The 26,361-nt window shown below is 38.1% G+C and carries 41 protein-coding genes; 1 reads left to right on the plus strand and 40 read right to left on the minus strand.

The annotated features are described in order from the left end of the window. Positions 1–16: 16 nt before the first annotated feature. The 5 genes from AC6UDB_RS00175 to AC6UDB_RS00195 form a co-directional block, all read right to left on the minus strand. Positions 17–1,174 (minus strand): CamS family sex pheromone protein, encoded by a 1,158-nt coding sequence (locus AC6UDB_RS00175; RefSeq protein ID WP_500699295.1) that lies wholly within the window; start codon positions 1,172–1,174, stop codon positions 17–19. Continuing rightward, entirely contained in the window at positions 1,155–3,173 is a 2,019-nt protein-coding gene (ligA, locus tag AC6UDB_RS00180) for an NAD-dependent DNA ligase LigA (protein WP_500709025.1), read from the minus strand. The genes AC6UDB_RS00175 and ligA overlap by 20 nt, the downstream gene beginning before the upstream one ends. 22 nt (positions 3,174–3,195) lie before the next feature. Then, positions 3,196–5,460, minus strand: a complete 2,265-nt coding sequence (pcrA, locus tag AC6UDB_RS00185) for a DNA helicase PcrA (RefSeq protein ID WP_500708842.1) — start codon at positions 5,458–5,460, stop codon at positions 3,196–3,198. Between the two features lie 88 nt (positions 5,461–5,548). Next, positions 5,549–6,682, minus strand: coding sequence for an ATP-grasp domain-containing protein (locus AC6UDB_RS00190; RefSeq protein ID WP_500696541.1), 1,134 nt, complete (start codon positions 6,680–6,682; stop codon positions 5,549–5,551). 30 nt (positions 6,683–6,712) lie between these two features. Then, a complete protein-coding gene (locus tag AC6UDB_RS00195) occupies positions 6,713–7,324 on the minus strand; it encodes a glycoside hydrolase family 73 protein (RefSeq protein ID WP_500708843.1) in 612 nt (203 codons plus the stop codon). Between the two features lie 119 nt (positions 7,325–7,443). Here AC6UDB_RS00195 and AC6UDB_RS00200 point away from each other — a divergent pair, with 119 nt between their 5' ends. Beyond that, a complete protein-coding gene (locus AC6UDB_RS00200) occupies positions 7,444–7,755 on the plus strand; it encodes a DUF2187 family protein (RefSeq protein WP_500693568.1) in 312 nt (103 codons plus the stop codon). A gap of 28 nt (positions 7,756–7,783) precedes the next feature. On the opposite strand, the gene AC6UDB_RS00205 is transcribed toward AC6UDB_RS00200, so the two are convergent. The 35 genes from AC6UDB_RS00205 to rplC form a co-directional block, all read right to left on the minus strand. After that, entirely contained in the window at positions 7,784–8,365 is a 582-nt protein-coding gene (locus AC6UDB_RS00205; protein WP_500696540.1) for an ECF transporter S component, read from the minus strand. Between the two features lie 66 nt (positions 8,366–8,431). After that, positions 8,432–8,824 (minus strand): 30S ribosomal protein S9, encoded by a 393-nt coding sequence (gene rpsI, locus AC6UDB_RS00210; protein WP_500696539.1) that lies wholly within the window; start codon positions 8,822–8,824, stop codon positions 8,432–8,434. 13 nt (positions 8,825–8,837) lie between these two features. Beyond that, positions 8,838–9,281 (minus strand): 50S ribosomal protein L13, encoded by a 444-nt coding sequence (gene rplM, locus AC6UDB_RS00215; RefSeq protein ID WP_500693566.1) that lies wholly within the window; start codon positions 9,279–9,281, stop codon positions 8,838–8,840. 119 nt (positions 9,282–9,400) lie between these two features. Beyond that, positions 9,401–10,201 (minus strand): tRNA pseudouridine(38-40) synthase TruA, encoded by an 801-nt coding sequence (gene truA, locus AC6UDB_RS00220; protein ID WP_500696538.1) that lies wholly within the window; start codon positions 10,199–10,201, stop codon positions 9,401–9,403. Beyond that, entirely contained in the window at positions 10,202–10,984 is a 783-nt protein-coding gene (locus tag AC6UDB_RS00225) for an energy-coupling factor transporter transmembrane component T family protein (RefSeq protein WP_500708844.1), read from the minus strand. 13 nt (positions 10,985–10,997) lie between these two features. Further along, positions 10,998–11,861 carry an energy-coupling factor transporter ATPase gene (locus AC6UDB_RS00230; protein WP_500695227.1) on the minus strand — a complete coding sequence of 288 codons (864 nt, stop codon included), beginning with the start codon at positions 11,859–11,861 and terminating at the stop codon, positions 10,998–11,000. Beyond that, the gene (locus AC6UDB_RS00235; protein WP_500708845.1) at positions 11,840–12,673 is read right to left on the minus strand and encodes an energy-coupling factor transporter ATPase; all 834 of its coding nucleotides are present in this window, start codon (positions 12,671–12,673) and stop codon (positions 11,840–11,842) included. The genes AC6UDB_RS00230 and AC6UDB_RS00235 overlap by 22 nt, the downstream gene beginning before the upstream one ends. A 175-nt stretch (positions 12,674–12,848) precedes the next feature. After that, positions 12,849–13,232 carry a 50S ribosomal protein L17 gene (gene rplQ, locus AC6UDB_RS00240; RefSeq protein ID WP_500700794.1) on the minus strand — a complete coding sequence of 128 codons (384 nt, stop codon included), beginning with the start codon at positions 13,230–13,232 and terminating at the stop codon, positions 12,849–12,851. 18 nt (positions 13,233–13,250) lie between these two features. Next, entirely contained in the window at positions 13,251–14,201 is a 951-nt protein-coding gene (locus AC6UDB_RS00245; RefSeq protein WP_500693560.1) for a DNA-directed RNA polymerase subunit alpha, read from the minus strand. A gap of 61 nt (positions 14,202–14,262) precedes the next feature. Continuing rightward, positions 14,263–14,652, minus strand: a complete 390-nt coding sequence (gene rpsK / locus AC6UDB_RS00250) for a 30S ribosomal protein S11 (protein ID WP_010022745.1) — start codon at positions 14,650–14,652, stop codon at positions 14,263–14,265. Between the two features lie 24 nt (positions 14,653–14,676). Next, positions 14,677–15,039, minus strand: coding sequence for a 30S ribosomal protein S13 (gene rpsM, locus AC6UDB_RS00255; RefSeq protein WP_500693559.1), 363 nt, complete (start codon positions 15,037–15,039; stop codon positions 14,677–14,679). A gap of 30 nt (positions 15,040–15,069) precedes the next feature. Further along, complete coding sequence (gene rpmJ / locus AC6UDB_RS00260; protein ID WP_010022743.1) at positions 15,070–15,189, minus strand: 50S ribosomal protein L36; 120 nt, start codon at positions 15,187–15,189, stop codon at positions 15,070–15,072. 26 nt (positions 15,190–15,215) lie between these two features. Continuing rightward, positions 15,216–15,434: a translation initiation factor IF-1 gene (gene infA / locus AC6UDB_RS00265; RefSeq protein ID WP_010022742.1), complete on the minus strand. Its 219-nt coding sequence runs from the start codon at positions 15,432–15,434 to the stop codon at positions 15,216–15,218. 105 nt (positions 15,435–15,539) lie between these two features. Then, a complete protein-coding gene (locus tag AC6UDB_RS00270) occupies positions 15,540–16,199 on the minus strand; it encodes an adenylate kinase (RefSeq protein WP_500693558.1) in 660 nt (219 codons plus the stop codon). A gap of 13 nt (positions 16,200–16,212) precedes the next feature. After that, positions 16,213–17,529: a preprotein translocase subunit SecY gene (gene secY / locus AC6UDB_RS00275; RefSeq protein WP_500699280.1), complete on the minus strand. Its 1,317-nt coding sequence runs from the start codon at positions 17,527–17,529 to the stop codon at positions 16,213–16,215. Continuing rightward, positions 17,529–17,960, minus strand: coding sequence for a 50S ribosomal protein L15 (rplO, locus tag AC6UDB_RS00280; protein ID WP_500693556.1), 432 nt, complete (start codon positions 17,958–17,960; stop codon positions 17,529–17,531). Before rplO ends, secY begins: the two co-directional genes overlap by 1 nt. Positions 17,961–17,991: 31 nt before the next feature. Beyond that, positions 17,992–18,174: a 50S ribosomal protein L30 gene (rpmD, locus tag AC6UDB_RS00285; protein ID WP_500693555.1), complete on the minus strand. Its 183-nt coding sequence runs from the start codon at positions 18,172–18,174 to the stop codon at positions 17,992–17,994. A gap of 17 nt (positions 18,175–18,191) precedes the next feature. Next, entirely contained in the window at positions 18,192–18,695 is a 504-nt protein-coding gene (rpsE, locus tag AC6UDB_RS00290) for a 30S ribosomal protein S5 (RefSeq protein ID WP_500693554.1), read from the minus strand. A 21-nt stretch (positions 18,696–18,716) separates the two neighbouring features. Then, entirely contained in the window at positions 18,717–19,073 is a 357-nt protein-coding gene (rplR, locus tag AC6UDB_RS00295) for a 50S ribosomal protein L18 (protein ID WP_500693553.1), read from the minus strand. Between the two features lie 32 nt (positions 19,074–19,105). Continuing rightward, the gene (gene rplF, locus AC6UDB_RS00300) at positions 19,106–19,645 is read right to left on the minus strand and encodes a 50S ribosomal protein L6 (RefSeq protein WP_500693552.1); all 540 of its coding nucleotides are present in this window, start codon (positions 19,643–19,645) and stop codon (positions 19,106–19,108) included. Positions 19,646–19,673: 28 nt separating this feature from the next. Next, the gene (gene rpsH / locus AC6UDB_RS00305; protein ID WP_010022729.1) at positions 19,674–20,072 is read right to left on the minus strand and encodes a 30S ribosomal protein S8; all 399 of its coding nucleotides are present in this window, start codon (positions 20,070–20,072) and stop codon (positions 19,674–19,676) included. Between the two features lie 32 nt (positions 20,073–20,104). Beyond that, the gene (locus AC6UDB_RS00310) at positions 20,105–20,290 is read right to left on the minus strand and encodes a type Z 30S ribosomal protein S14 (RefSeq protein ID WP_010022727.1); all 186 of its coding nucleotides are present in this window, start codon (positions 20,288–20,290) and stop codon (positions 20,105–20,107) included. A gap of 11 nt (positions 20,291–20,301) precedes the next feature. Beyond that, complete coding sequence (gene rplE, locus AC6UDB_RS00315; protein ID WP_500693551.1) at positions 20,302–20,844, minus strand: 50S ribosomal protein L5; 543 nt, start codon at positions 20,842–20,844, stop codon at positions 20,302–20,304. Positions 20,845–20,873: 29 nt separating this feature from the next. Continuing rightward, positions 20,874–21,182: a 50S ribosomal protein L24 gene (rplX, locus tag AC6UDB_RS00320; RefSeq protein WP_500693550.1), complete on the minus strand. Its 309-nt coding sequence runs from the start codon at positions 21,180–21,182 to the stop codon at positions 20,874–20,876. Positions 21,183–21,213: 31 nt separating this feature from the next. Next, positions 21,214–21,582, minus strand: a complete 369-nt coding sequence (rplN, locus tag AC6UDB_RS00325; RefSeq protein WP_039144780.1) for a 50S ribosomal protein L14 — start codon at positions 21,580–21,582, stop codon at positions 21,214–21,216. 50 nt (positions 21,583–21,632) lie between these two features. Beyond that, on the minus strand, positions 21,633–21,899 hold the full coding sequence (gene rpsQ, locus AC6UDB_RS00330; RefSeq protein ID WP_039144781.1) for a 30S ribosomal protein S17: 267 nt from the start codon (positions 21,897–21,899) through the stop codon (positions 21,633–21,635). A gap of 29 nt (positions 21,900–21,928) precedes the next feature. Beyond that, positions 21,929–22,123 (minus strand): 50S ribosomal protein L29, encoded by a 195-nt coding sequence (rpmC, locus tag AC6UDB_RS00335; RefSeq protein WP_010022719.1) that lies wholly within the window; start codon positions 22,121–22,123, stop codon positions 21,929–21,931. After that, complete coding sequence (rplP, locus tag AC6UDB_RS00340; RefSeq protein WP_500693549.1) at positions 22,113–22,547, minus strand: 50S ribosomal protein L16; 435 nt, start codon at positions 22,545–22,547, stop codon at positions 22,113–22,115. Before rplP ends, rpmC begins: the two co-directional genes overlap by 11 nt. Before the next feature lie 2 nt (positions 22,548–22,549). Beyond that, the gene (rpsC, locus tag AC6UDB_RS00345) at positions 22,550–23,215 is read right to left on the minus strand and encodes a 30S ribosomal protein S3 (RefSeq protein ID WP_500693548.1); all 666 of its coding nucleotides are present in this window, start codon (positions 23,213–23,215) and stop codon (positions 22,550–22,552) included. Between the two features lie 11 nt (positions 23,216–23,226). Then, positions 23,227–23,577, minus strand: coding sequence for a 50S ribosomal protein L22 (rplV, locus tag AC6UDB_RS00350; RefSeq protein ID WP_010022715.1), 351 nt, complete (start codon positions 23,575–23,577; stop codon positions 23,227–23,229). A 16-nt stretch (positions 23,578–23,593) separates the two neighbouring features. After that, positions 23,594–23,875, minus strand: coding sequence for a 30S ribosomal protein S19 (rpsS, locus tag AC6UDB_RS00355; RefSeq protein WP_010022714.1), 282 nt, complete (start codon positions 23,873–23,875; stop codon positions 23,594–23,596). Between the two features lie 44 nt (positions 23,876–23,919). Then, positions 23,920–24,759 (minus strand): 50S ribosomal protein L2, encoded by an 840-nt coding sequence (gene rplB, locus AC6UDB_RS00360; protein WP_500693547.1) that lies wholly within the window; start codon positions 24,757–24,759, stop codon positions 23,920–23,922. 23 nt (positions 24,760–24,782) lie between these two features. Then, on the minus strand, positions 24,783–25,070 hold the full coding sequence (gene rplW / locus AC6UDB_RS00365) for a 50S ribosomal protein L23 (RefSeq protein WP_500693546.1): 288 nt from the start codon (positions 25,068–25,070) through the stop codon (positions 24,783–24,785). Continuing rightward, complete coding sequence (gene rplD, locus AC6UDB_RS00370; RefSeq protein WP_500693545.1) at positions 25,070–25,693, minus strand: 50S ribosomal protein L4; 624 nt, start codon at positions 25,691–25,693, stop codon at positions 25,070–25,072. Before rplD ends, rplW begins: the two co-directional genes overlap by 1 nt. Before the next feature lie 17 nt (positions 25,694–25,710). Continuing rightward, positions 25,711–26,346: a 50S ribosomal protein L3 gene (rplC, locus tag AC6UDB_RS00375; RefSeq protein WP_500708846.1), complete on the minus strand. Its 636-nt coding sequence runs from the start codon at positions 26,344–26,346 to the stop codon at positions 25,711–25,713. Between the last annotated feature and the right edge of the window lie 15 nt (positions 26,347–26,361).

Here is a 26,361-nt window from a genome sequence, read left to right on the forward strand (position 1 = left end):
ACTAAATCACTAAATCTTAATAGCTATTAAACACATGCGAACTGAAGGACTTTCCTCCCGCATTTCGGTTCAAATAACTTTGAATTCCATCAGTTGATTTTACGGTAATATCAATTGGTACACTGCCAGGAAGATATTTTTGAGCAGCATTCTGTAGGTATTGAGTAAAACTGATGATTTCAGTTTGACTATAAAATTGAGTTGTAATGTTAATGTGCATTCCTTGAAGTTGCTTACCCTTGTATTGAGCCTGTGCAGTAATCCCACTCAAGTTAGGGAAGAAATTTTGAACCTGTGACTTAAATTGATTAAACGCAGATAAATCATTCGTATTAGGTCCCTTAGAACCATTGGCAATCGGGAACACATATGATTTTTCATTAATTGGTTTCCATGAGTTTACAGACGTCGTGCCCGGATTGTTAACCGATGAGGCAAAGAAATTACCACCAGTCAAACTATCGTTTGGAGCTTGCTTGTACAATGCAATCACGATTGGAATATTCTTTAATTCTTTATTCTGTCTCAATCGTTTAAGGATCGTGTTAGCCATCTCCTTACCTTGTTTCTCAACCACATCATCGGGGATCTTCTGTTGATACTGGCTCCCATACTTCTGTTTAGTGTAGTAGTACACTGAATTGATCCCAAGGCCAATGGTCATACCCTTCATGGTCATTTTATTACCATTTGGAACTAAGAAGTCTTGTTCATCCATTTGTTGCAAGTACATTGGGGTTACTTTTCCCTTTTGTTGCGATGGATTTAGTCCCTCCGGGTTTTGCTTTGACTTACGATCAAGCCACTTCTCGGCAGTGTCAGTAGAGATGTATTGTCCCTCCTGAAAAACATACTTATCAGTCGAAAAATTCTGCTTGGAAATTCCAAGCAAACCGTTCTGAAATCCTTTCAAGTTAAACTGATTATCATTTTGTTGAATGTCAACTCCACGCGATTTACTGGTTTGATAATGTCCATCCTTAATAACACTCTGATAATTCTTACCACCAGTTTCCCCGGTTAATTGTGTATTCTTATTATTTGTATTAGTGGTACTCTTGTTAGTACTCCCACAAGCTACTAACATTAATGCGCTAGCCGCCACCATTAAAATTACTTTTAAGCGTCTCAACTTAAATTCCTCCGACTTCTTATCATTCTTTTTGCATTTCATTTTTAAAATGATCTTCATCCCAAACCGGAACCGAAAGAGATTGAGCTTTGGTTAGCTTACTACCTGCATCCTCTCCCGCAATTACTAGGTCGGTATTTTTAGAAACACTACTTGTGACATCCGCTCCATGGTTTTCAAGCCATTCACTGGCTTGACCCCTAGTTAAATCAACCAACTTTCCGGTCAATACAACTCGTTTACCATTGAAAAAGTTATCTGGTTGTACTATCTCTTCATTATTTACATAGTCCATATTAACACCAACATCAACGAGTTCGCCAATTAATTCTCTACTATCAGCGTTTTCAAAATAAGTATGAACACTATCAGCAATAACTTGACCAATGGTGTCAATTGAGGCGATTTCTTCGACACTTGATTTCATGAGAGCATCCATGGTTTTAAAGTGGGCAGCAATTAATCGCGCTGCTTTAGCACCGACGTGTCTGATGCCTAAGCCAAAAAGCAATCTTTCAAGTGAATTGCTCCGACTACTATCAATGGCAGAAAGTAAATTGTTAGCAGACTTGTCACCAAACTTATCAAGAGTGAGTAGTTCATCATAACTAAGGTGATACAAGCTGGCCACCTCCGAGACCATTTTTTTATCAAACAACTGCTTCACAATCTTAGGACCCAAACCATCAATATCCATTGCATTTCTAGAAGCAAAATGATTAATTTGTTCCACCAGCTGTGCTGGACACTTCGGATTAATACAACGTAAGGCAACCTCACCATCTAAGTGGACTAATTTAGCACCACATGAAGGACATCGATCTGGGATAACATATGGCTTAGAATCTTTTGGCCTTAAATCAGGAAGATACCTTTCAACCTCCGGAATAATGTCGCCAGCTTTATACAAAACCACTGTATCATCGACACGGATATCTTTTTTCTCAATATAATCAGGATTATGAAGTGACGCTCTTGAAACGGTAGTACCGGCCAATTGCACTGGATCCATGATTGCGGTAGGAGTTACCACTCCCGTTCTTCCAACGGTCCACTCAATCTTTTTAATTTTAGTATGAACTTCTTCTGGCGGAAACTTGTAAGCGATCGCCCACTTCGGGACTTTAACCGTATGCCCAATTTCCATTTGTAAAGGAAGCGAATTGGTCTTAATCACAATGCCATCGATACCAAAGGTGAGATTATCTCTTGCTGCTGAATACTTTTTAATGTAAGCATCAATCTGATCCATATTGTCAGCCACTTGATAATGCTCATTGATGGTAAAGCCTAATTCTTTTAGTTCCTCTAAAAGTCCACTTTGAGTGGTAGCCTTTAAATCGTCATAATTAGCAACATTATACATAAAAGTACTTAAGTGGCGATCCTTAGTAACTTTTGGATCCAATTGTCGAAGACTCCCGGCAGCAGCATTTCTCGGATTAGCAAACGTTGGTTTTCCGTCATCTTGTCGTCGTTCATTTAACTTTAAAAAGGCTTCTTTTCCCATATAACATTCGCCACGTACTTCAATATCAATGGGTCGACTTAATTTTTTAGGGATTGATGGGATGGTTTTTAAATTTTCAGTGATATCCTCACCAATTTGTCCATTTCCCCTAGTCGATCCCTGCACGAACACCCCATGCTCATAACGAAGTGAAATAGCTAGTCCATCGATCTTCAACTCACAATTATACTCAGTATCTTGAGGATAGTTGTGCTTGAGTCGAACCACAAAATCCTTAAGCTCTTGGGGTGAAAATACGTCACCTAGTGAAAGCATTGGAATCTCGTGATTGACCTTTGTAAATTCATTCGAAGTTGCCCCACCAACGTGCTGAGTCGGTGAATCAGGAGTGATAATTGCTGGAAACTTGGCTTCCAGATCCTGCAAGCGAGCATAGTTTCGATCATATTCCGCATCTTCTACGGTTGGCTGATCCTGTTCATAGTACTGTTTTCCCCACTTAATTAACTTTGGTCTTAGTTCTGAGGCCTCTTTTTTTGCTTCACTTTCATTAACCTGATCCATTGGAATCTTAAACAATCTTACCACTCCCTTACTTAATCGATTGAATTTTTGTTATGGGTGCAAATGCAGCTAATAGACGTTTAATTCCTTTTTCTGGAAAGGCAATGTCAAGTTCCATATCTTCACCGGTTCCATTAATTTTAACAACAGTTCCAGTTCCCCACGCCTTGTGTTTGACTTTATCACCAATATTCCATGACTTCTTGTCAGCACCAGTTCCTTGGGGTTTTTCGGCTCGTTTGTTAGGGCGATGATATGGTTTACTAAAGGCTCGATTGGTTCGTTTATTATACTCACTACTGGTGTCAAATGGAGTCTTAGGTCCCGTTGGAATTGAACTCTCATTATCCAATACATCCGAATTAATTTCATCCATAAATCGTGACTCGGGATTATTTTGCATTCTACCATATAACATTCGTGAATATGCATTTGTCATATAGAGTTTGGTCTGAGCCCGCGTAATTCCTACATAGGCTAACCGTCGTTCTTCTTCTAACTCACTTTCCTTTTCAGTAGCTCGACTAAGAGGAAAAATTCCTTCTTCCATCCCAACCATAAAGACGACTGGAAATTCAAGTCCCTTAGCAGCATGCAAAGTCATTAAAGTCACCTGTTTAGCCGATTCATCAACATCGTCTTGAGCCGATACAAGGGCCAGATCCGCCAAAAAATCTGTCAAACGACTATCACTACTACCAGTCTGTTCATCATACTTTAAATCAGAATCTTTTGTGACAGAAAGAAATTCTTCAATATTCTCAATCCGTGTCTGTGACTCCAGTGAATTGGTTTTCTTTAGATCAGCCATATATCCAGATTGATCCAAAAGGGCTTCGGTAATTTCCGTAACGGTCATATCCTTTTGCTTTTTTTGAACGTTTGATATGACATTAGCAAAATTAGCAATGGCATTTCGAGCACGACTGGAGATATTATTGGCCAAGTCAACATTTTGAGCTGCTTCTAGTAGATTCCATCCATTATCTGCTGCAAACATTCTCAACTTTTCCACACTTGAACTACCAATTCCGCGCTTAGGAACGTTAACAACCCGTTCAAAACTTAATGAATCACTAGGATTAGCAATGAGGGTTAAATACGAAAGAATGTCCCGGATTTCCTTACGGTCGTAGAATTTATGCCCACCAACCATCGTGTACGGAATATTTGATTTTAAGAAGGTCTCTTCGATTACACGCGACTGGGCATTCGTCCGGTACAAGACCGCAAAATCATTATAAGAATAATGATGTTTACTGACCTCATCTTTAATCTTAGACACCACGTAATGGGCCTCACTAGCCTCACTTTGAGCACGATAGTACGTTACCTTTTCGCCAGTATCATTTTCCGTCCACAAATTCTTATCTTTTCTCTCGGCATTGTTTTGAATAACGTCGTTTGCGGCACTTAAAATATTCTTAGTTGAACGATAATTCTGTTCCAGTTTCACAACGTGTGCATTTTTATAGTCATTTTCAAAATCCAAGATATTATTCATGTTAGCACCACGCCAACCATAAATGCTCTGATCAGCGTCACCCACTACACATAAATTCTGATACTTTTTGGCAAGCATTGATACTAATTTATACTGTGCTTCATTGGTATCCTGATATTCATCGACATGGATGTAATGAAACTTATCTTGATAATAATTCAAAACCTCTGGATACTGTTTAAACAATCTAATCGTAAGCATAATCAAATCATCAAAATCGACAGCTTGATTTTCTTGAAGTCGCTTTTGATATTCGAAATATACCTGTGAAACCACTTCTTCAAATGGACTGTTAGCTGAATGTGACTTTTGATAATCTCGTGGAGTCTGTAAATTATTCTTAGCGTTTGAAATGGCATTTAAAATAGCCCTTGGATCATTCTTTTTCGGGTCTAGATCTAAGTCTTTTAAAATTCGTTTTACAAGGGTCTTTTGTTCTCCTGAATCAGTGATAGAAAAAGCACGATTATAACCTAATTTATCAATGTCACGTCTCAAGATTCTCACGCCAAGTGCGTGAAAAGTTGATACCCAAACATCGTCACCACCAACGCCAAGTAATTTACTAACACGTTCCTTCATTTCGCGAGCAGCTTTGTTGGTAAATGTAATCGCCAAAATATTCCATGGCATCACACCTTTTTTCTCAATTAGATAAGCAATTCGATGAGTGAGCACCCTGGTCTTACCACTTCCAGCACCAGCCATAATCAAAAGTGGACCTTCAGTTTGTTCTACCGCCTCTTGTTGCTTATCGTTCATTGTCTTTAGTAGGTCTGTCTTTGACACGTTAACCAATCCTCTCGCTTTGTAAATCCATCATTAATTATAGCAAAATAGAGCCGACAAATTGCCGACTCTTCAATTTTAATAACATTTAATTTTTGGTCCAAATTCCTGTATTCACAATTCGATTAAACGTCTCTTCGACCGAATTGGTTGGAATTAAAATCACTCCAACCACATCATCATCACGTGCATTACTGTGATAATTAAAATAAAATTGCCAGTTTGGTTGAAGGATTCGTTGTCTAAGAACCTGTTCATATTGCTTTTTCGTAAACAAGCGAGCAACCACATCACTAATCTTATTAATCTTAGCTAATGGCAACCCTGAAATGGCCCGAAGATGTTGATCATACTCGCTGATATCAGTAGCTAAATTAAACAAAAAACCGGCATTATTAACGGTTGGATCAATGTTTGTAACGTAAATGTTTTGATCAGCCGTTACACCGAACGATACCTCAAATGAACCAACGTATTTAACATTTTTGCCGATTTGATTAACAATTCTAATCATTTCGTTAATAACGTTAGAATCTGTTTTGGAAGTATCAGTACTTACCGTTTGGAGCATGTTCCCTAAATAACTGGTTTTAACGGCGGGAAATTGTTGTAAATCTTCTTTTACTGATTTAGTAGCAATAATTGCGTATTCGGAACGATAGGGAACGTAAGACTCAAGGATATAAGGCCCTCTTTTTAACATGTCGGACGCAAGTGCAATATCATTTGATTCATTAATAACAAGTTGTTGGTTATTAGTCATATGTCGTTGAATTGGTTTTAAAATCGCAGGATACCCAATTGAATCGATTGCTTGGTAGATATCTTCCAAATTAATAATAGTGACGTATGGTGACGTATTGACGTTAATTTGATCAAAAAAGGCTCTCTCCATCACACGGTCCTGACTAATCTCTAAAAGGGATTCGCCTTGAGGAACATAAGTATACTTTTCGATTTCACTAATAACCTGAGGATCAATGTCATTTGAAACGTATGTAACTAAATCACACTTCTCAGAAAATTCCCTTAAAGTATCAACATCATTAACGTCACCTGTAAATGCGTAATCAGATTGTCTAGCGATCTCGCTATCTGAATTAGAACTATAGGTGGCAATTTTCAATCCCGCGTCGCGGGCCACGTTAACTAGTTGCGTACTACTAAAATAGTCACCAATAATTCCAATTGTGCTTCCTGGGTAGAGTAATACTGAATCCATAGTTTAACCTCCAATAAATCTTTTGCTACATCATTGTTTATCGTATTGATTAAGATGATACTTTTTAATGATTTTAATTATTTTGTCTGCATAAGCCGGGTCTGTTGCATATCCATCGGTACTGAGAGCCTTGGCAGAATCAACGTAATTGTCCGCCGACACAACTTCTTTATATTGCATGGGGTTCCAGTCTGTTCCATGAGCTAGTAAAACAGCATGATCTTCAATTGACTCATCCCAATTATCGTAAACGCGAAAACTTCCGTGAACCATTGCGGGTGATCCACTCGTATATTCAGTCGTGTCCAAAGTGACACTCTTTTGTCCAGCACCCGCTTTAACACCAAAAAGATTATTATACTTTGAAGCCAAAGTACTCTGGCCCCAATCTGATTCTAAAATAGCCTGAGCAAGGGTAATGCTAGTCAAAATTTTATACTTCCGTTGCATCTCAACTGACTTCGGTAAAATCTTGTTGATAAATTCCTTATGTTGAACACTAACATTATTTTGTTCATACCGCGGATTAAAATGAGAATTGCCTAAAATCATCACAGCACCAACGAACATGACTAACAGGATTAGCACGGTCAGGACATAAGCAACTAACTTATTTTGCTTTTGCTTCTTTTTCCTAGCCAAACTAACCCTCCTTACAAATAAATTTACTGTTTAAATTGTACTACAAAAATGTTAAAAATTGACAAATGTTAATTATTCGTTTATATTTCATTAGTTGAATACAATTGGAGGTGGTCAGTTTGGCAAAGAAACACGATGAACAAACGGAGACCGAAAAATCACCCTTTGAAGTTGGCGATGAAGTATCGTTTAAACTTGAAAAGAATGATTTTACCGGTTATATCGATAAAGCTTACAATAATGCCTTTTTGATTACATTTGAATCTGATGATCCAGAAATAATTGATAAGTATCATAACAAGACCGTTATTAATCACAAAGATCTTAAAATGATTAAGCAAGCTCCACGAATTCAAAAAGATCCTGATGAGGGACCAGATGACGATTCAAAACAAGATGGTGACAAAAAATCATCGGACGCATCAAAGTAACAAAAAGCAGATCGTAATGATCTGCTTTTTATTTTTGGATTACTTTATCTAACGAAATAATGATAATTGGACAAACAATTGCTGTAATAATCATTTCTATCAGACCATTGGTTCCAACTACCCCTAATAAGGCATAGATAATTTTGTCAACACTCACATGGTATAGGATTGGGGCTTGCTTTCGATTAAAAATATAAATAAATAACAGCACTAAAATTGTATTGGTCATGGAACCCAAAGCGCATGCAATCACAAGTGAAAGCTTATTATTAAGTAATTTTTTTAACCATTTGTAGGAAAAGTAAGCAACTACCGGGATTAGGGCCCGCGGTAAAATGGCCGTAATCGGATTCTCAAAGACAAGTGGAGCAATTGGACTAGTAGGCCACGTAAAGGCCCTGACAAACACAATTACACCCCAGAGCGTGCCAAGAATAAAGCCATCCTTTAAACCAAGCACTAAAGTCGCTACAATCACGGTAATGGGAATTAACGTAATGCTTAGTGGACCAACCGGAATATATCCTAAAATAGGAACAAAGTTTTGAATCAAAATAATGGCAATAAAAACTGACAAAATTGCAATATGATAATTTCGTGTCTTTTTCATTTTAAATTCACCCATTTAATAAAAAAGCGCTCATGCGGACATGAGCGACAAAATATAATCTTCTGATTAACGTTTTGAGAATTGACCAGCCTTACGAGCTTTCTTAAGGCCGGGTTTCTTACGTTCCTTCATACGAGGGTCACGTGTTAATAAACCAGCCTTCTTGAGGGCTTCTCTAAAGTCTGGATCAACTTCAAGTAAAGCACGTGCAATTCCTAAACGAACAGCACCAGCTTGTCCTGAATATCCACCACCATTAACGTTAGCTAATGTGTCATAGTTACCAAGTGTCTCAGTAACATTGTATGGTTGTAAAATGATTTCTCTTAAATTAGGAAATGGAATGTAATCTTCAACATCTTTGTCATTGATTACAACTTTTCCAGTACCTGGTACTAAGCGTACACGAGCAACTGAATCTTTACGGCGACCTGTGCCGGTATATTGTACTTTAGCCAATTGTGTTTCCTCCTTAAATTAGGTTCTTAATATCAAGAACTTCTGGTTTTTGAGCTTCATGAGTGTGATCTTCACCTGCATAAACGTGAAGTTTCTTAGCGATTTGACGACCTAATGTACCGTGAGGAAGCATACCTTTAACTGAAGTTTCGATAAGTCGATCAGGCTTCTCTGCTCTCATTTGACCAGCAGTAATTGACTTAAGTCCACCAATGTAAGATGTGTGGTGATAATAAATCTTGCCACTAGCTTTCTTACCAGACAATGCAACTTTAGATGCATTGATTACAATAACATTGTCACCTGTATCTACGTTTGGCGTAAATGTAGGTTTGTTTTTTCCGCGTAGAATAGAAGCAACGACACTTGAGAGACGACCTAATTCAACGCCATCTGCGTCAATAACGTACCACTTGCGATCTACTTCGCCGGGTTTAGCCATATATGTTGTATGCACTTTTAATTCCTCCATGTTTCCGTGTTTGTTCGACACCTAATAAGTTTCCGGGGCTTATCGTGGGGCAAACAATACCAGTTACAATAGTACTAACATTTCTTCTGAAAGTCAAATTCATTTTAATCATCTGGATGATGTTTTCGTTTCGAATGTTTTGGATCATCTCCTGGATAATAAACCCTTTTTAAGTACAAGCCATTAGCTGGCATTGTTAAACGTGCTTCGTTTCGATCCTTCACTTTGAACAATCGTTGGATATCATGAACTGGCCGCTTTCCCCGTCCAATCTCCATCAGCACCCCAACCATAATCCGAATTTGATTATACATAAAACCATCACCATAAAACTCGAACTGCATCTCATTAGTAACTTTATCTAAGTTAGCATCAACCGAGAAAATTGTACGAACCCGACTTCCTTCCTTTGCACCAGAAGCAACAAAAGACGAAAAGTCATGTTTGCCAACGTAATCATGAATGGCCTCTTCGATCCAATTGAAATTAACGGGAAAACGCCAATGAGCAGTATAATTTCTTTTAAATGGATTGGTAAAGCGCCCCAAATCCAACCGATACAAGTACTTTTTCCCCGTTACATCATAACGAGCATGAAAGTCAGCATTAACCTTTTGCACACTTATTATTTCAATATCCAAGGGACACATACTGTTTAACCCCTTTAACATACTTTCCTCACCTAAATCATAGGGAAAGTCAAAATGGGCAACCTGACCTAGGGCATGAACACCTGCGTCAGTTCTGCCAGATCCATAAAGTAAAACATGCTTGCCACTTTTTTGGGCCATTTTGTTAATAATATTAGTTAAAGTTCCCTCCACCGTTCGCTGCTTGGGCTGCGTTTGAAAGCCAGCAAATTTAGTCCCATCATATGCAAATGTAATTTTATACCGAGTTTTCATCTAATTCCTCACTAAAATAATTACAACCGTTAAAACCATCATGACCCCTAAGGCAACCCAATCAAGGACCGTCCAAGAGACGAGCTGATAATGAGTTCGCTTGACCTCATCAGAATATCCACGAGCTTCCATGGCATCTGCAAGGTGTTCAGCATGACGAAAAGAAGAAACAAACAAAGGAATAATCAGCGATATTAGGCTTTTAGCCCTTTTCATTAATTTACCCTTACCAAAATCGACGCCCCGTGCTCTCTGAGCGTTCATAATGTCATTTAACTCATCAATGAGGGTGGGGATGAATTGCAGTGCAATTGAAACCATCATCCCAATCGTTTCAGTGGGAACCTTAACCCACTTAAGCGGTCTCAGAATCGTCTCAACTCCAAGTGCAATCATCGATGGACTGGTTGTGATGGTCAAAATAGTAGCAATCGTGATAATGAGGACCAATCGAATAAATATCATGACCGCATTAATAATTCCTGACGAAGTGATGGAAATAAACCATAAATGAAAATAAACCGTTCCGCCATGACCAAAAAACACTTGAATCAAGACCGTAAAAATAATTAGCCACAGAATGGGTTTGATCCCCTTTAGAAGCATCTTAATTCGAGAATGAGATAAGTATATCAGTACCAATGTAAAAAGCGTCATACATCCATAACTTACCCAATTATTGCACATCAAAATAAGCGTAATAATGATAACGGAGCCTAAGATCTTAAAAGCTGGATTTAAACGATGAATGAATGAATTTCCAGGAAAGTATTTTCCAAACACAAATTGATCGATTCTACTTCACTCCACTTCGTTTTTGCGTAATTTCGTTAACAACTTCATCCGCTGTTAACGGAATCTTTTTTAATCTGATGCCTCGATTAATTAAATCATAGTATATCTGAACAGAATCAGGAAGCGCTAATGAATTTTGATCGATTAACTTGTAATTGCTGAATAATTCCCTAGGAGTTGAATCAGAACACACTTTTCCATCATTCATAACCACAACACGGGTAGCATTTTGTGCCACCACATCCATATCGTGAGTAACCATGATGATGGTTACTCCATTTTTGTTTAGTTGCTTGATAATCTTTAATATCTCAGTCTTGCCACTAGGATCCAATCCCACCGTTGGTTCATCTAAAATGAGAACGGTTGGATCACATGCAATCGTTCCAGCAATTGCGACCCGACGCATTTGACCGCCAGACAACTCAAAGGGTGAACGAGAATACAGTTCTTTATTAATGCCAACAATCGAAAGCGCCTGAATGGCTCTCTTTTTTGCAACTGCTTCATTTTCGCCAAAATTAAGTGGACCAAAAGATACATCTTTTAGAACATTATCTTCAAACAGTTGTTTTTCCGGAAACTGGAAAATCATCCCGACTTTTTTTCTGAGCTCACTTAGGTTATGGTTGTTAGTTTCACTGTTAATTTTGATTTTGCCAACGGTAACACTCCCTGAAGTCGGTTTCAATAATCCGTTAATCATCTGAACTAACGTTGACTTTCCGCTACCAGTTTTTCCAACAACACCCAAAAATTCACCCTTATTAATCTTTAAACTGACATTACTTAAAGCCTGTCTTTCTGATGGCAGACCGGGTTGATAGACAAAATCAACGTTACTTAAAATAATGTGCTTATCCATTGGCTCATCCCCTCCTCATCCATGTACTTGTCAGTAATGTCATATCCTGCATCAAGGAATTTCTGCCTTAACTTCTCACTAAAAGGAAGATCTAGATCCATATCAGCAATTAATTGATGCTTCTGAAAGAAAGCACTTGGTTTTCCGTCAAATACAATTTTATTATTATTAAGTGCTAATATCCGATCGGATTTAGCCGTCACATTGATATCATGCGTAATGGAGAGAATTGTCATATTTTGTTTTTGATTTAATTTGTTGACAACTTGATGAATTTGTCTAGTAGCTAAAGGATCTAGCATACTTGTCGCTTCATCTAGAATTAAAATTTTAGGATCAAGCACAATTGCTCCTGCAATTGCGACCCGTTGCTTCTGTCCACCAGAAAGACTACTAGGAATCTCGTCTCGATATTCCCACATTCCTACCTTTTCTAACGCCGATTTAACTTTTGGCTTCATCGCTTCTCTTGGAACCGCCCGATTTTCAAGTCCAAACGCAACGTCACTTGCTACCGTGGCACCAACAAATTGATCATCTGGATTTTGAAAAACTAAGCCAATTGCTTTTCTTGTTTCGCGGTCATTACCATGAGAGTCCAACCTGATCCCATCTACCACAATTTCTCCCTCACTAGGAGTTAGAAGACCATCAACCAGTTTGGCAATGGTACTTTTACCACTCCCGTTCCGACCGATTAATGAAATATATTCACCCCTTTCGCACTGAAAAGAGACATCATCTAATACCTTATGATCATCTTCATTATTATACCTAAAAGAAAGATTGGAAACATTAATGATTGGATTCATGGAATCAGCTCTCCTATTATTAAAATTATGTATAAAAAAATCACTAAAAGATTAAGGCGCATGGAGTTAACCACATTCAAGCTAGACTTGGAAAATCCATCATCGTAACACTTTATACCTTTAACCTTAGTGATTCCTATAGTGAAATATTTATTATTCTTAACAAATATCGAAATTATTCGACAAATTGCAAGATTACCATTGGTGCACCGTCACCACGACGAGGCATTGTTTTAAGAATACGTGTGTAACCACCGTTTCGGTCCGCATACTTTGGTGCTACTTCGTCAAATAACTTTTGTAATGCACTAGTTACTTTGATACTATCTCCGTCTTCTTTTACATCAGCAATGGTGTTTTGCAAGTAAGCTGCAGCTTGACGACGAGCATTCAAGTCACCCTTCTTGCCCAAGGTAACCATCTTGTCGGCTAATGATCTAACATCCTTAGCGCGAGCTTCTGTTGTTTTGATTTGACCGTTAACAATTAAGTCAGTAGTCAAATTACGAAGCAAAGCACGACGTTGAGCACTCGTACGTTGTAATTTGCGATAACTCATAACCGGATATCCTCCTTTTTAGTCTTCTTTACGTAAAGATAGTCCTAATGCTGCTAATTTTTCTTTAACTTCATCGAGTGACTTACGGCCAAGATTTCTAACCTTCATCATGTCAGCTTCAGACTTATCAGTTAATTCTTGAACAGTATTAATTCCAGCACGTTTCAAACAATTGTAAGAACGAACTGAAAGATCCAATTCTTCAATTGACATTTCAAGCATTTTTTCTTTATGGCTTTCTTCCTTCTCAACCATAACATTAGCATTCTTTGCTCTGTCAGTTAAATCAATAAATAATTGGAAATGTTGATTTAAGATCTTAGCTGCCAAACTAATTGCATCAGAAGGTGTAATTGAACCATTAGTCCAAACGTCTAACGTCAATTTGTCGTAATCATCACGTTGACCAACACGTGCATCTTCTACTTGATAATTAACACGTTCGATTGGGGTATAAATAGAATCAACTGGTAGAACACCAATTGGCATACCATCGTTTTTGGCTTTGTTTTCTTCAGCAGAAACGTAGCCGCGACCTTTGTTGGCAGTCATGTTCATGTGGAATGTAGTTCCGTCAGCAACCGTTGCAATGTGCAAATCCGGATTTAAAATTTCAACATCACTATCAGTTACGATATCACCTGCGGTTACATCGGCTGGTCCAGTTACATTAATACTCATTGACTTTGTTTCATTGTCATCTGAGTTAATTTTCAAATTAATCTTTTTAACGTTTAAGATAATTTGAGTAACATCTTCAACTACACCCTTTACAGTTGAAAATTCGTGTAGAACACCATCAATTTGGATGCTAGTAACCGCAGCTCCTGGTAATGAAGCCAACAAGACACGTCTAAGTGAATTGCCTAAAGTGGTACCATATCCTCTTTCGAGTGGTTCTACAACTATTTCACCATAGTTGTCTGTTTCTTCAATTTTGTGAATGTTTGGCTTTTCAAATTCAATCATTGTAGTCTCTACCCCTTTCAAAACGCATTGAGTAATTTAAAACTTTAACGTTCATTAAATATTAAACTCTACGACGTTTTGGAGGACGAGAACCATTGTGTGGAACTGGAGTTACATCACGAATTGCAGCAACTTCCAAACCAGTACTTTGTAAAGCACGAATAGCTGACTCACGACCAGATCCAGGACCCTTAACAGCAACTTCTACTGATTTCATTCCATGTTCCATTGCAGTCTTAGCAGCTGCTTCAGCAGCCATTTGAGCAGCAAATGGGGTAGACTTACGACTTCCACGGAATCCCAATGCACCAGCTGATGACCAAGCAATAGCATTCCCTTGAACATCGGTAATCATAACCAAAGTGTTATTAAAGGTTGAGTGAATGTGTGCTACACCAGACTCAACGTTTTTTCTTGCTTTACGCTTACGAGTATTTTTAGTTTTAGCCATAGAAACTGATAGCCTCCTTCTTTATTATTTTTTACCAGCGATTGTGGTTTTCTTACCTTTTCTTGTACGTGCGTTATTTTTCGTGTGTTGACCTCTAACAGGTAAACCGCGACGATGACGCATCCCACGATATGAACCGATTTCTTGAAGAGTCTTGATACTCATAGTAACTTCTCTACGTAAGTCACCTTCGATTGTGTAACCATCAAGAGCTTCTCTGATCTTATCTTCTTGATCAGGTGTTAAATCACGTACACGAACGTCTTCTGATACCCCAGCTTTTTTCAAAACTTGCTGAGCAGTTGTGTTTCCAACACCATAAATGTATGTTAACGCAATAACAATTCGCTTATCACGTGGTAAATCAACTCCGGCAATACGAGCCATTAAAGTCCACCTCCTATAATTTTAATTTATTTATTTTCCTTGTCTTTGCTTGTGCTTAGGGTTTACAGGGCAAACCACCATCACACGGCCTTTTCTCTTAATAATCTTACAATGTTCACACATTTTTTTTACTGATGGACGTACTTTCATTTTTTATAACCTCCTATATGAAGGGTTTACTTAAATCGATAAGTAATTCGACCCTTTGTTAAATCATACGGTGACATTTCAACGGTTACACGATCTCCTGGTAGGATCCGAATGTAATGCATTCTGATCTTGCCAGAAACGTGTGCCAAAATTTCATGACCATTTTCAAGCTCGACCTTAAACATTGCATTAGGTAAAGTCTCTGAAACCTTACCCTCAACTTCAATTACATTATTTTTAGACACGAATAATCCTCCAAAATTACTAAACTCGTAAGTATCACTTACAAATAGACATACAAACTATAATATACCACATCACTGACATTCCAGCAATCAAACGACAATTTACTAATTTAAATTGCTTAGAATTTTTTCAATGTCGTTACTAACGTCTGCAATATCTCGATCACCCTTAACTGAATGCAAAATGCCGCGATCCTTGTAAAAGTCAATTAAAGGAGCATTACTCTTTTCATTGATTTTCAAACGATTCTTGACAGTTTCAGGTTTATCATCACTTCTTTGATAGAAGACGTGAGCACCGCAAACATCACAAGTACCATCAACTATAGGTTTTTTATATAATTTATGATAAGTTGCGCCACAGTTTTTGCAGATGAAACGACCCGATAAACGTTTGATTAAAACACTTGGATCGACTTCAATATTAATAACTGCATTCAACTCTTTGCTCATTTTCCTAGTCATTTCCTCAAGGCTTTTAGCCTGATCAATGTTTCTAGGAAAACCATCTAACAAATAACCTTTGTCAGTATCAGGTTGTTTAAGACGATCCTCAACAATCCCACAGGTAACATCATTAGGAACTAATTCACCCTTATCGATGTATTGTTGAGCCTTAATTCCCATGGGAGTTTTGTTTTTCATTGCTGCCCTAAATATGTCTCCAGTTGAAATATGTGGAATCCCATATTTTTCAACAATGAATTCAGCTTGAGTACCTTTTCCAGCTCCTGGAAGACCCATTAGTAATAAATTCATTGACATTTAAATTCCTCCACTACTTGTTATCATCCGGAGTACTTTGAATAAATCCAACGTACTCTTTTCTCATCATTAATCCTCTAATTTGTTGAATGGTTTCAATAGCAACTCCAACGATAATCAAGAGGTTAGTACCACCTAGTCCAATTGATTCGTTTAAGTTCCAAACATTTTGTGCAATCAATGGGATTAGAGAAACAACACCCAAGAACAAAGCACCAACGGTACTAAGTCTCATCAACAATCGAGAAATATATAACTGAGTTTCACGACCAGGCCATACTCCTGGAATGTAGCTACCTTGTTTTTGTAAGTTTTCCGACAATTTCTGTGGATTAACTTGAACAAACGCATAGAAGAAAGTAAATACAACAATTAAGAGGGTGTAAAACGCAGCTCCAAGTGGGGTCTGCATGTTAAACAACTTACTTAAAAATTCATACCATCCGGATCCTTGAAAGTTTTTGGTGAAAAACATCAAAATCGTTTGAGGAGTGGAAATAAATGCACTTGCGAAAATAACTGGAATAACTCCAGCGACGTTAACCTTCAAGGGAAGGTAACTGCTGTCTGGTGAACCTGATGTTCTTCTAGTATATTGAATTGGAATTCTACGTTCAGCTTGTTGTACCCAAGTAACAAAGGTAACAATAATCAAAATTACAATAATCAAGGCAATAATGAAAAGAGCTGGCTTCCAAATTTCATTCATTGGTGTACCTTCAACGTATTGACGATAAACACTCATAATTCCACTTGGCATTTCAGCAACAATTCCAGCAAAGATGATCATTGAAACTCCCTGACCAATTCCTTTGTCAGTAATCATGTCGCCCATCCACGTAGTGAGCATTGTACCAGCAGTCAAAATTAAACCAATACTAATGTAAGTTCCCATTCCAGGGTTCTTAACTAAATGAAGACTACTCAAAGCATTAAATCCAGCCGTAATACCAATTGACTGGACAAATGCTAAAACAATCGTTAACCATCTTGTTACCTGATCCAGTTTTTGCCTTCCAACTTCACCTTGTTTCCCCCATTCAACGAATCGAGGAACGATATCCATCTGAAGTAACTGAACAACAATTTGTGCAGTAATGTATGGTGAAACTCCCATTGCAAACAATGAGTAATTAGTTAATCCACCACCACTAAACATATTCAATACATTAACTAAACCTGAAGATGCAACACTTTGCAAAGCTTCCGCATTGATTCCAGGCACAGTAATGTAAGCACCTAAACGGAAAACTGCCAATATAAAAAGGGTAAATAAAATCCTTTTTCTAATATCTTTTTCTTCAAAGGCATTCTTTAAGGTAGTGAACATTAAATCACCTCAGCTTTACCGCCGGCATCTTCAATTGCTTTTTCAGCACTCTTTGAGAATTTGTTAGCTTTAACAGTGAGCTTCTTAGTTAACTTGCCATCTGCAAGAACTTTAACGCCATCATTTGAGCCCTTAATCATTCCAGCTTGAATCAATACATCTGGAGTTACCTCTGAGCCATCATCAAAATTATCTAAATCAGCTAAGTTAACGATCGCTAAAACTTTTCTGTTGAAGTTGGTAAATCCACGTTTTGGAATTTGACGGTATAAAGGCATTTGGCCACCTTCAAAACCAACACGAGTTTTGCCACGAGCCTTTTGACCCTTCTGGCCACGACCTGAAGTCTTACCTTTACTACCAAGACCACGACCTAAACGAGTTCTTGATGAACGTGAACCGTTAGCAGCTTTTAATTCATTTAACTTCATTGAATTGCACCTCCCTATCTTTTAAAGAATATTAATCAACTTGTTCAACCTTAATTAAATGAGCAATCTTGAATAGAGCTCCACGAGTTGCTTCATTATCAGGTTTAATAACACTACTATTTACTCGTCCCAATCCAAGGGCCTTAACAATCTTACGTTGTTTAGGGAGACGGTGAGCAGCACTATGAACTAAAGTAATCTTTAATTGAGCCATCTTCTAACCCCTCCTTATTATTCGGTTAAGTGATCTGATGAGACACCACGTAATGATGAAATTTCTTCAGCATTCTTAAGTTCCTTAAGACCTTCAAATGTTGCACGAATTACGTTTACTGGTGTATCAGAGCCTAAACGCTTACTAGTAACATCGTTTACACCAGCTAATTCCATAACTGAGCGAACGGCCCCACCGGCAGCAACTCCGGAACCTTCTTCAGCAGGCTTCAACATAATCTTTCCACCGCCGAAACGACCGATAACTTCGTGAGGGATAGTAGTTCCAACGATTGGAACTTCAATTAAGTTCTTTTGGGCACTATCAACGGCTTTTCTGATCGCTTCAGGAACTTCTTGAGCTTTACCAGTACCAAAGCCAACGTGGCCATTCTTGTCACCAACAACAACTAATGCAGCAAAACGTAGTCGACGACCACCCTTAACAACCTTAGTAATTCGATTGATAGCAACAACGTTATCTTCTAAGTCCAGTTTGTCTGGATTAATAAACTTTGCCATGTGCGTTATATTCCTCCTTTTTTAAAATTCAAGTCCATTTTCACGTGCTGCATCTGCAAGGGCTTGTACACGTCCGTGATATAAGTATCCACCACGATCAAAAACAACATTCTTAACATTCTTTTCAACTGCACGCTTAGCAACTAAAGCACCAACGCTTGCGGCTTGTTCTGATTTGTTGTCTCCGGAAACTTCCTTGTCAACAGTTGAGGCACTAGCTAGCGTTACACCCTTTACGTCATCAATAACTTGAGCGTAAATGTTTTTATTAGAACGGAAAACGTTCAAACGTGGGCACTCAGCAGTACCAGAAATTTTACTTCTAACACGATTATGACGAACTTTACGTGTTTTATTCTTGTCTGGTTTGGAAATCAAAATAGTCACCTCTTATTTTTTATATTGTTAAATTACTTACCAGTCTTACCTTCCTTGAGGGTAATATGTTCATTTTCATATCTAATTCCTTTACCCTTGTAAGGTTCTGGTGAACGGTATGAACGAACTTCGGCAGCAAAATCACCAACATGTTGCTTGTTGATCCCACTAATGTTAATAGTAGTGTTATCTGGAACAGCTACGGTAAGATCTTCTGGAACTTGAACTTCAACGGGGTTTGAGTAACCAACGTTTAGAGTCAAAGTACTACCTTTTAATTGAGCACGATATCCAACTCCAACTAGCTTAAGTGTCTTGTGGAATCCATTTGTAACACCTTCAACCATGTTATTGAAGTTAGCACGTGTTGTACCGTGTAGGGCACGTTCTTTGTTGTCATACTTACCAGTTGGAGTAAAGTTCACTTCGTTACCTTTAACTTGCATTTTAATTTCTGGTGAAATTGTAGCATTTAAAGTACCCTTTGGTCCTTTAACAGTTACGTTAGTACCTCTATGATTTACTTCAACACCGTCTGGAAGATCAACAGTTTTATAACCAATTCTACTCATATTAACACCTCCAATTCTTTTTTAATTTTTACCAAACGTATGCTAATACTTCGCCACCGACTTTTTTGTCTCTAGCTTCTTTATCAGTAATAACACCATCTGAAGTTGAAATGATAGCAATTCCTAAACCGTTTAAAACTTTAGGAACATCATCTGATTTAACATATGAACGTAATCCTGGCTTTGAAATTCGCTTCAAACCAGTGATTACACGTTGATTATCTTTTCCATACTTAAGGTATACACGGATAACACCTTGTTTATCGTCATCGATGTATTCCACATCGCGTACAAAGCCTTCACGCTTCAAAATTTCGGCAATGTTTCTTTTGATTTTTGATGCAGGAACGTCAACTGAATCGTGTCTTGCCATATTGGCATTACGAATTCGAGTTAAAAAGTCTGCAATTGGATCTGTCATGGACATAAACGTGAAACCTCCTTTTCAGTTTTATTATTTTACCAACTAGCTTTTTTCATGCCAGGAATTTGACCCTTATGGGCAAGTTGTCTTAAACAAATTCGGCATAAGTGAAACTTTTGGTAAACCGCACGAGGTCGACCACAACGTTCACAACGAGTGTAATTCTGTGTTGAGAACTTAGCTGGACGTTCACTTTTTTTAATTAATGATTTTTTAGCCAATATTAAACCTCCTATTTAGCGAATGGCATTCCGAATTGAGCTAACAATTCATGTGATTCTTCATCCGTATTAGCGGTTGTTACAAGTACGATATCTAAACCTCTAACACGGTTAACATCATCGTAATTAATTTCTGGGAAAATTAGTTGTTCTTTGATACCCAATGTGTAATTTCCACGACCATCAAATGATTTGTTGCTTACACCGTGGAAATCTCGAACACGTGGCAATGAAACGTTAACTAACTTATCCAAGAAGTCATACATTCTTTCTCCTCTTAATGTAACTTTGGCACCAATTGGCATTCCTTCTCTAAGACGGAAACCGGCAATTGATTTTTTAGCCTTAGTTACGATAGGCTTTTGTCCAGAAATTAAACTTAATTCATGAACCGCCTCATCAAGGTTTTTAGAATTTGTTACAGCATCACCAACACCCATGTTTAAAACGATCTTGTCAAGTTTTGGGGCTTCCATAACTGATGAGTAATCAAATTTCTTAACGAGCGTTGGGAGAATATCTTCTTTGTATCTTTCTTCTAAGCGAGCTGCCATGCGATTAATTTCCTCCTTTCAGTTCCAATCTAATCGATTGGTTTTTGTGATTTCTTTGAAATACGAACTTTTTTACCATCTTTAACCACGAAACTTACTTTTGTAGGTTCGTTAGTAGATGGATCAATTAACATTACATTTGAAGCATCAATTGGAGCATCAACGTCAGCAATTCCACCTTGGGGATTGTCTTGTGAAGCTTTTTGATGTTTCTTGATCTTGTTGATTCCTTCAACAACTACACGGTTCTTAGCAGCAATGGTTTTAACGACTTTGCCGTCTTTACCCTTGTCTTTACCACTAATAACACGAACTTTGTCACCAGTTTTCAAGAACATAATCCTGGCACCTCCTTGTTTTCCAATAGTATTAAAGTACTTCAGGCGCTAATGAAACGATCTTCATAAAATTATTACTACGTAATTCACGAGCTACCGGACCGAAAATACGGGTACCTTTAGGACTCTTATCATCGTTAATCAAAACAGCGGCATTTTCGTCGAAACGAATATATGAACCGTCAGTTCTATGTGCAGCAGATTTAGTTCTAACTACAACAGCCTTAACGACGTCTCCCTTTTTGACAACGCCACCTGGTGTTGCTTGTTTAACAGTAGCAACAATCACATCACCGATACCTGCATATCTAACTCTTGAACCACCTAGGACTTTGATAGTCAAAAGTTCACGTGCTCCAGAGTTGTCAGCAACCTTTAAACGACTCTCTTGTTGGATCATGGTTAGTGTCCTCCCTTCAACTTAAAATCAGAATACGATAGATAAAAAAGCTAGATAATAACTGCCTTTTCAACAACGTCTACTAGACGGAAGCGCTTAGTCTTAGACAATGGACGAGTTTCCATGATGTCAACAATATCGTTAACTTTTGCTTCGTTATTTTCATCTTGAACTTTATATTTCTTAGAATATTTAATACGTTTCCCGTAAGTTGGATGAGTCTTGTAAGTTTCAACGACAACAGTAATGGTTTTGTCCATCTTATCTGAAACCACACGACCTCTGTAACTTTTACGTTCGTTACGTTCTTCGCTCATAAAGTATTAACCTTCCTTTCTATCGTATTCTATTTCTTCAGTTCTTGTTGTCTAAGTGCTGTCTTGATTCTAGCGATTGTCTTTCTGACAGTCTTCAATCTAGCAGTATTTTCCAATTGACCAGTGGCTAATTGAAAACGAAGATTAAACAATTCTTTCTTGTAATCTTGTTCCTTAGCCCGCATTTCATCAGTGGTTAATTCATTAATTTCTTTAGCCTTCATTTGATTCGCCACCTACTTCCTCACGTTTAATAACTCGGGTTCTAACAGGTAACTTCATTGAAGCTAAACGTAAAGCTTCTTCAGCAGTTTCTTTGGAAACACCACCAACTTCGAAAAGAACCTTTCCGCGCTTGACAGTTGAAACCCAACCAGCTGGGGTACCTTTACCTTTACCCATTCGAACACCGATACCTTTTTCAGTATATGATTTTTGAGGGAAAATTTTGATCCAAACTTTTCCACCACGTTTCATATAACGAGTCATGGCAACACGGCAAGCTTCGATTTGTCGGTTACTGATCCAATGTGAATCAAGTGCTTGCAAACCATAATCACCAAAAGTAACAGTGTTTCCACCCTTTGAGTGACCACGCAACTTACCTCTGTGCTGTCTTCTGAACTTAACACGTTTAGGTACTAGCATGCTTATTTCCCTCCTTTTTCAGTTTTTTCCTCCGGTTTATCGGGCAAAACTTCACCACGGTTGATCCAAGTCTTAACACCGATTTTACCGTAAGTAGTATCTGCTTCATTCCATGAATAGTCAATATCAGCTCTAAGTGTATGAAGTGGAACACTTCCGTCTGAATATCTTTCAATTCGTGTCATATCAGCACCATTTAAACGACCTGAAGATTGAACTTTAACACCCTTAGCTCCAGAACGCATAACTCTTTGCATTGCCTGACGCATTGCACGACGGAATGCTACCCGACCTTCAAGCTGACTTGCAACGTTTTCACCAACAAGATCAGCTTCTAAATCAGGTTTTTTAACTTCAACAATATTGACATGAACCCGACGTCCCGTCAATTTGTTTAATTCTTTACGAAGACTTTCAACTTCTGCTCCACCTTTACCGATAACCATTCCTGGTTTGGCAGTATGGATAGAAACATTAACACGTTTTGCAGCACGCTCAATGTCAACACTTGATACAGAAGCATCAGCGAGTCTCTTTGCTAGATAGTTACGAATTTTTAAATCTTCGTTTAAGTATGAAGCGAATTTATCGTCGTTAGCATACCATTTAGCTTGCCAACCACGGTTAACGCCAATTCGTAAACCATTTGGATTAATTTTTTGACCCACGTTTATCCCTCCTACTTTTCTGACACTACAATTGTAATGTGACTAGTTCTTTTGTTGATTGGTGAAGCAGAACCCTTAGCACGGGGACGGAAACGTTTTAAAGTTGGTCCTTCGTTAACATATGCTTCACTAACAACTAGATCTTGACGATCTAAATCAAAATTATTTTCTGCATTTGCTACAGCTGACATCAAAACCTTTTCTACAACTGGTGAAGCACCTCTAGGGGTGAATTTCAAAATTGCAGTAGCTTCTGATACGCTTTTACCTCTAATAAGATCTACAACAAGGCGAACCTTACGAGCGGCGATACGAACAGTCTTTGCAGTAGCTTTTGCTGATGTAACTTGTTGTTCAGCCATTGGTTATCCTCCTTGCTTAAACTGTTTTTTTATCTGCGTCGCCATTTCCATGTCCATGGAAAGTACGCGTAGGTACGAATTCTCCGAGCTTGTGGCCCACCATGTCTTCTTGAATATAAACTGGGACATGTTTTCTACCATTGTAAACAGCAATGGTGTATCCAATAAAACTTGGGAAAATGGTTGAACGACGTGACCATGTTTTAATTACCGATTTTTTATCTTGATCTTTTTGTGCATCGATCTTTTTTAATAATGATTGATCGGCAAAAGGTCCCTTTTTTAAACTTCGACTCATTATGAAACCTCCTCTGCGATTACTCAATAAATAAATAATTCAGACTACATCTTTGAACCTTTACGGTGTCTAACAATAAACTTGTTTGAACGTGCTTTCTTTGATCTAGTCTTCTTACCAGTTGTCTTCTTATGCCATGGAGACAATGGACTTGGGTAACCAACTGGAGCCTTACCTTCACCACCACCATGTGGGTGATCGTTAGGGTTCATAACAGATCCACGTACGTGAGGTCTTTGACCACGGTAACGAGTTCTACCAGCTTTACCCCATACAACTAATCCATGTTCATCATTACCAACACTACCAATAGTAGCTCGGCAAACTGAAAGTACCATTCTAACTTCACCAGATGGTAATTTAACTAATGCATACTTTCCTTCGTTACCAAGTAACTGTGCTGAAGCTCCAGCAGAACGAACAAGTTGTCCACCTTTGCCAGGTTTCAATTCAATGTTAAAGATGGTTGAACCGACAGGAATATCAGCTAATTGAAGGGTGTTACCAGCCTTAATATCAGCATCCTTACCAGATTCAACAACGTCTCCGACTTTTAATCCTTTAGGTGCAATGATGTATGATTTAATTCCGTCTTCATAAACGATTAAAGCAATATTTGCAGTTCTATTTGGATCATATTCGATGGTTTTAACGGTTGCAGGAACACCATCATGATCACGTTTGAAATCGATAAGACGGTATCGATGCTTGTTTCCGCCACCACGATGTCTAACAGTCATCTTACCTTGACTATTACGACCACCGCTGTGAGCATTTGACTCAACTAAACTTTTTTCTGGCACGTTAGTAGTAATTTCACTATAGTCAATACTAGTCATATTACGACGGCCATTAGTAGTTGGTTTGTACTTTTTTAGAGCCACGTTATTTCCCTCCTATTCAAAGATTATTCTTCTGAGAAAATTTTAATTTCGTCAGAATCGTTGGACAAAGTAACAATAGCCTTACGACGTTTCTTAGTACGTCCAACATATTGACCTTGTCGCTTTTTCTTACCTTTTACATTCATAATATTAACTTTAACAACTTTAACGTTAAAAATCTCTTCAACAGCATTTTTAACTTGAGTCTTAGTTGCTCGTACATCAACATCAAAAGTATATTTTTTGTCGTCCATTACATCAGTTGAAGCTTCAGTAACTACCGGACGTAAAATGATATCTCGTGCTTCCATTATGCGAGCACCTCCTCTACTTGAGAAAGAGCAGCCTTTGTAATAACAACCTTGTTGTTGTTTAATACATCAAGTGTGTTAACACCTTTAGCATTAATAACTTGCACATTTTCGATGTTTCTTGCAGAACGTGCAGCATTTTCATTGTTATCTTCCAAAACTACTAATGTTTTAGTTGATGCGTCAAGTTTCTTCAAAAGATCTGATAAATCTTTAGTTTTTGGAGCCTTGTAGTCTAATGAATCTACTACTACTAAATCACCATTAGCAACTTTTTCAGAAAGAACTGACTTAACAGCTAATCTAGTAACCTTCTTTGGAAGGTGATATGCATATGAACGAGTAGTTGGTCCGAAAACAACTCCACCGCCAACCCATTGTGGGGCACGGATAGAACCTTGACGAGCACGACCAGTACCCTTTTGACGCCATGGTTTCTTACCACCACCACGCACTTTACCTCTAGATTTAACACCATTAGTACCTTGGCGTTGTGATGCTCTTTGCATTACGACAGTATCGTAAACAACGTTTTCATTTGGTTCAACGGCAAAAACAGCATCGTTTAAATCAACTGTTCCTTGTTTACTACCATCTTGTTTGTATAATGTTACGCTTGCCATCTACGGTTCCTCCTTTCTTATTTTCTTGATTCGATAACAGAAGTCTTAACTGTTACTAATGATTTATTTGCACCAGGAACGTTACCCTTGATCAATAATACGTTGTTATCAACATCAGCATTAACGATTTTAAGGTCTTGAATGGTAACGCGATTGTTACCCATTCGTCCTGGTAATTTCATTCCTTTAACAACTCGGTTAATAATGACACCTAATGAACCGGGACGACGGTGATATCTTGATCCGTGGGTTTCAGGTCCACGACGTTGTCCATTTTTGTGGATGTTACCTTGGTAACCATGACCTTTAGTAGTACCCGTTACGTCAACGACGTCACCTGGTTGAAATACGTCAGCTTTAACTTCGTCTCCAACTTTGTAATCTCCCAAGTCAACATCTCTGATTTCACGAATGAAGCGCTTAGGAGTAGTTTTTGCTTTTTTAACATGACCTTGTTCAGGTTTGTTGCTTAATACTGGACGCTTGTCATCGAATCCAAGTTGAATTGCATCGTAACCATCTGATTTGCTGTTCTTAACCTGTAAGACAACATTAGGAGTTACATCAACAACAGTAACTGGAACGAGTTCTCCGTTATCAGTAAAAACTTGAGTCATTCCGACTTTTTTACCTAAGATTCCTTTTTTAGCCATGAGTACACCTCCGAT

Source organism: Fructilactobacillus sp. X3R2C1 (genome assembly GCF_059901235.1).

What these genes read in the sequence shown, in the direction of transcription:
- AC6UDB_RS00175 (WP_500699295.1), bottom strand. Translation starts at nt 1,174, where the DNA reads ATGAAATGCAAAAAGAATGATAAGAAGTCGGAGGAATTTAAGTTGAGA.
- AC6UDB_RS00190 (WP_500696541.1), bottom strand. Translation starts at nt 6,682, where the DNA reads ATGGATTCAGTATTACTCTACCCAGGAAGCACAATTGGAATTATTGGT.
- AC6UDB_RS00205 (WP_500696540.1), bottom strand. Translation starts at nt 8,365, where the DNA reads ATGAAAAAGACACGAAATTATCATATTGCAATTTTGTCAGTTTTTATT.
- truA (WP_500696538.1), bottom strand. Translation starts at nt 10,201, where the DNA reads ATGAAAACTCGGTATAAAATTACATTTGCATATGATGGGACTAAATTT.
- AC6UDB_RS00230 (WP_500695227.1), bottom strand. Translation starts at nt 11,861, where the DNA reads ATGGATAAGCACATTATTTTAAGTAACGTTGATTTTGTCTATCAACCC.
- AC6UDB_RS00235 (WP_500708845.1), bottom strand. Translation starts at nt 12,673, where the DNA reads ATGAATCCAATCATTAATGTTTCCAATCTTTCTTTTAGGTATAATAAT.
- rplQ (WP_500700794.1), bottom strand. Translation starts at nt 13,232, where the DNA reads ATGAGTTATCGCAAATTACAACGTACGAGTGCTCAACGTCGTGCTTTG.
- AC6UDB_RS00245 (WP_500693560.1), bottom strand. Translation starts at nt 14,201, where the DNA reads ATGATTGAATTTGAAAAGCCAAACATTCACAAAATTGAAGAAACAGAC.
- rpsK (WP_010022745.1), bottom strand. Translation starts at nt 14,652, where the DNA reads ATGGCTAAAACTAAAAATACTCGTAAGCGTAAAGCAAGAAAAAACGTT.
- rpsM (WP_500693559.1), bottom strand. Translation starts at nt 15,039, where the DNA reads ATGGCTCGTATTGCCGGAGTTGATTTACCACGTGATAAGCGAATTGTT.
- rpmJ (WP_010022743.1), bottom strand. Translation starts at nt 15,189, where the DNA reads ATGAAAGTACGTCCATCAGTAAAAAAAATGTGTGAACATTGTAAGATT.
- AC6UDB_RS00270 (WP_500693558.1), bottom strand. Translation starts at nt 16,199, where the DNA reads ATGTCAATGAATTTATTACTAATGGGTCTTCCAGGAGCTGGAAAAGGT.
- secY (WP_500699280.1), bottom strand. Translation starts at nt 17,529, where the DNA reads ATGTTCACTACCTTAAAGAATGCCTTTGAAGAAAAAGATATTAGAAAA.
- rplO (WP_500693556.1), bottom strand. Translation starts at nt 17,960, where the DNA reads ATGAAGTTAAATGAATTAAAAGCTGCTAACGGTTCACGTTCATCAAGA.
- rpmD (WP_500693555.1), bottom strand. Translation starts at nt 18,174, where the DNA reads ATGGCTCAATTAAAGATTACTTTAGTTCATAGTGCTGCTCACCGTCTC.
- rpsE (WP_500693554.1), bottom strand. Translation starts at nt 18,695, where the DNA reads ATGGCAAAGTTTATTAATCCAGACAAACTGGACTTAGAAGATAACGTT.
- rplF (WP_500693552.1), bottom strand. Translation starts at nt 19,645, where the DNA reads ATGAGTAGAATTGGTTATAAAACTGTTGATCTTCCAGACGGTGTTGAA.
- rpsH (WP_010022729.1), bottom strand. Translation starts at nt 20,072, where the DNA reads ATGTCCATGACAGATCCAATTGCAGACTTTTTAACTCGAATTCGTAAT.
- rplE (WP_500693551.1), bottom strand. Translation starts at nt 20,844, where the DNA reads ATGGCAGCTCGCTTAGAAGAAAGATACAAAGAAGATATTCTCCCAACG.
- rplX (WP_500693550.1), bottom strand. Translation starts at nt 21,182, where the DNA reads ATGTTCTTGAAAACTGGTGACAAAGTTCGTGTTATTAGTGGTAAAGAC.
- rplN (WP_039144780.1), bottom strand. Translation starts at nt 21,582, where the DNA reads ATGATCCAACAAGAGAGTCGTTTAAAGGTTGCTGACAACTCTGGAGCA.
- rpsQ (WP_039144781.1), bottom strand. Translation starts at nt 21,899, where the DNA reads ATGAGCGAAGAACGTAACGAACGTAAAAGTTACAGAGGTCGTGTGGTT.
- rpmC (WP_010022719.1), bottom strand. Translation starts at nt 22,123, where the DNA reads ATGAAGGCTAAAGAAATTAATGAATTAACCACTGATGAAATGCGGGCT.
- rplP (WP_500693549.1), bottom strand. Translation starts at nt 22,547, where the DNA reads ATGCTAGTACCTAAACGTGTTAAGTTCAGAAGACAGCACAGAGGTAAG.
- rplV (WP_010022715.1), bottom strand. Translation starts at nt 23,577, where the DNA reads ATGGCTGAACAACAAGTTACATCAGCAAAAGCTACTGCAAAGACTGTT.
- rpsS (WP_010022714.1), bottom strand. Translation starts at nt 23,875, where the DNA reads ATGAGTCGAAGTTTAAAAAAGGGACCTTTTGCCGATCAATCATTATTA.
- rplW (WP_500693546.1), bottom strand. Translation starts at nt 25,070, where the DNA reads ATGGAAGCACGAGATATCATTTTACGTCCGGTAGTTACTGAAGCTTCA.
- rplD (WP_500693545.1), bottom strand. Translation starts at nt 25,693, where the DNA reads ATGGCAAGCGTAACATTATACAAACAAGATGGTAGTAAACAAGGAACA.
- rplC (WP_500708846.1), bottom strand. Translation starts at nt 26,346, where the DNA reads ATGGCTAAAAAAGGAATCTTAGGTAAAAAAGTCGGAATGACTCAAGTT.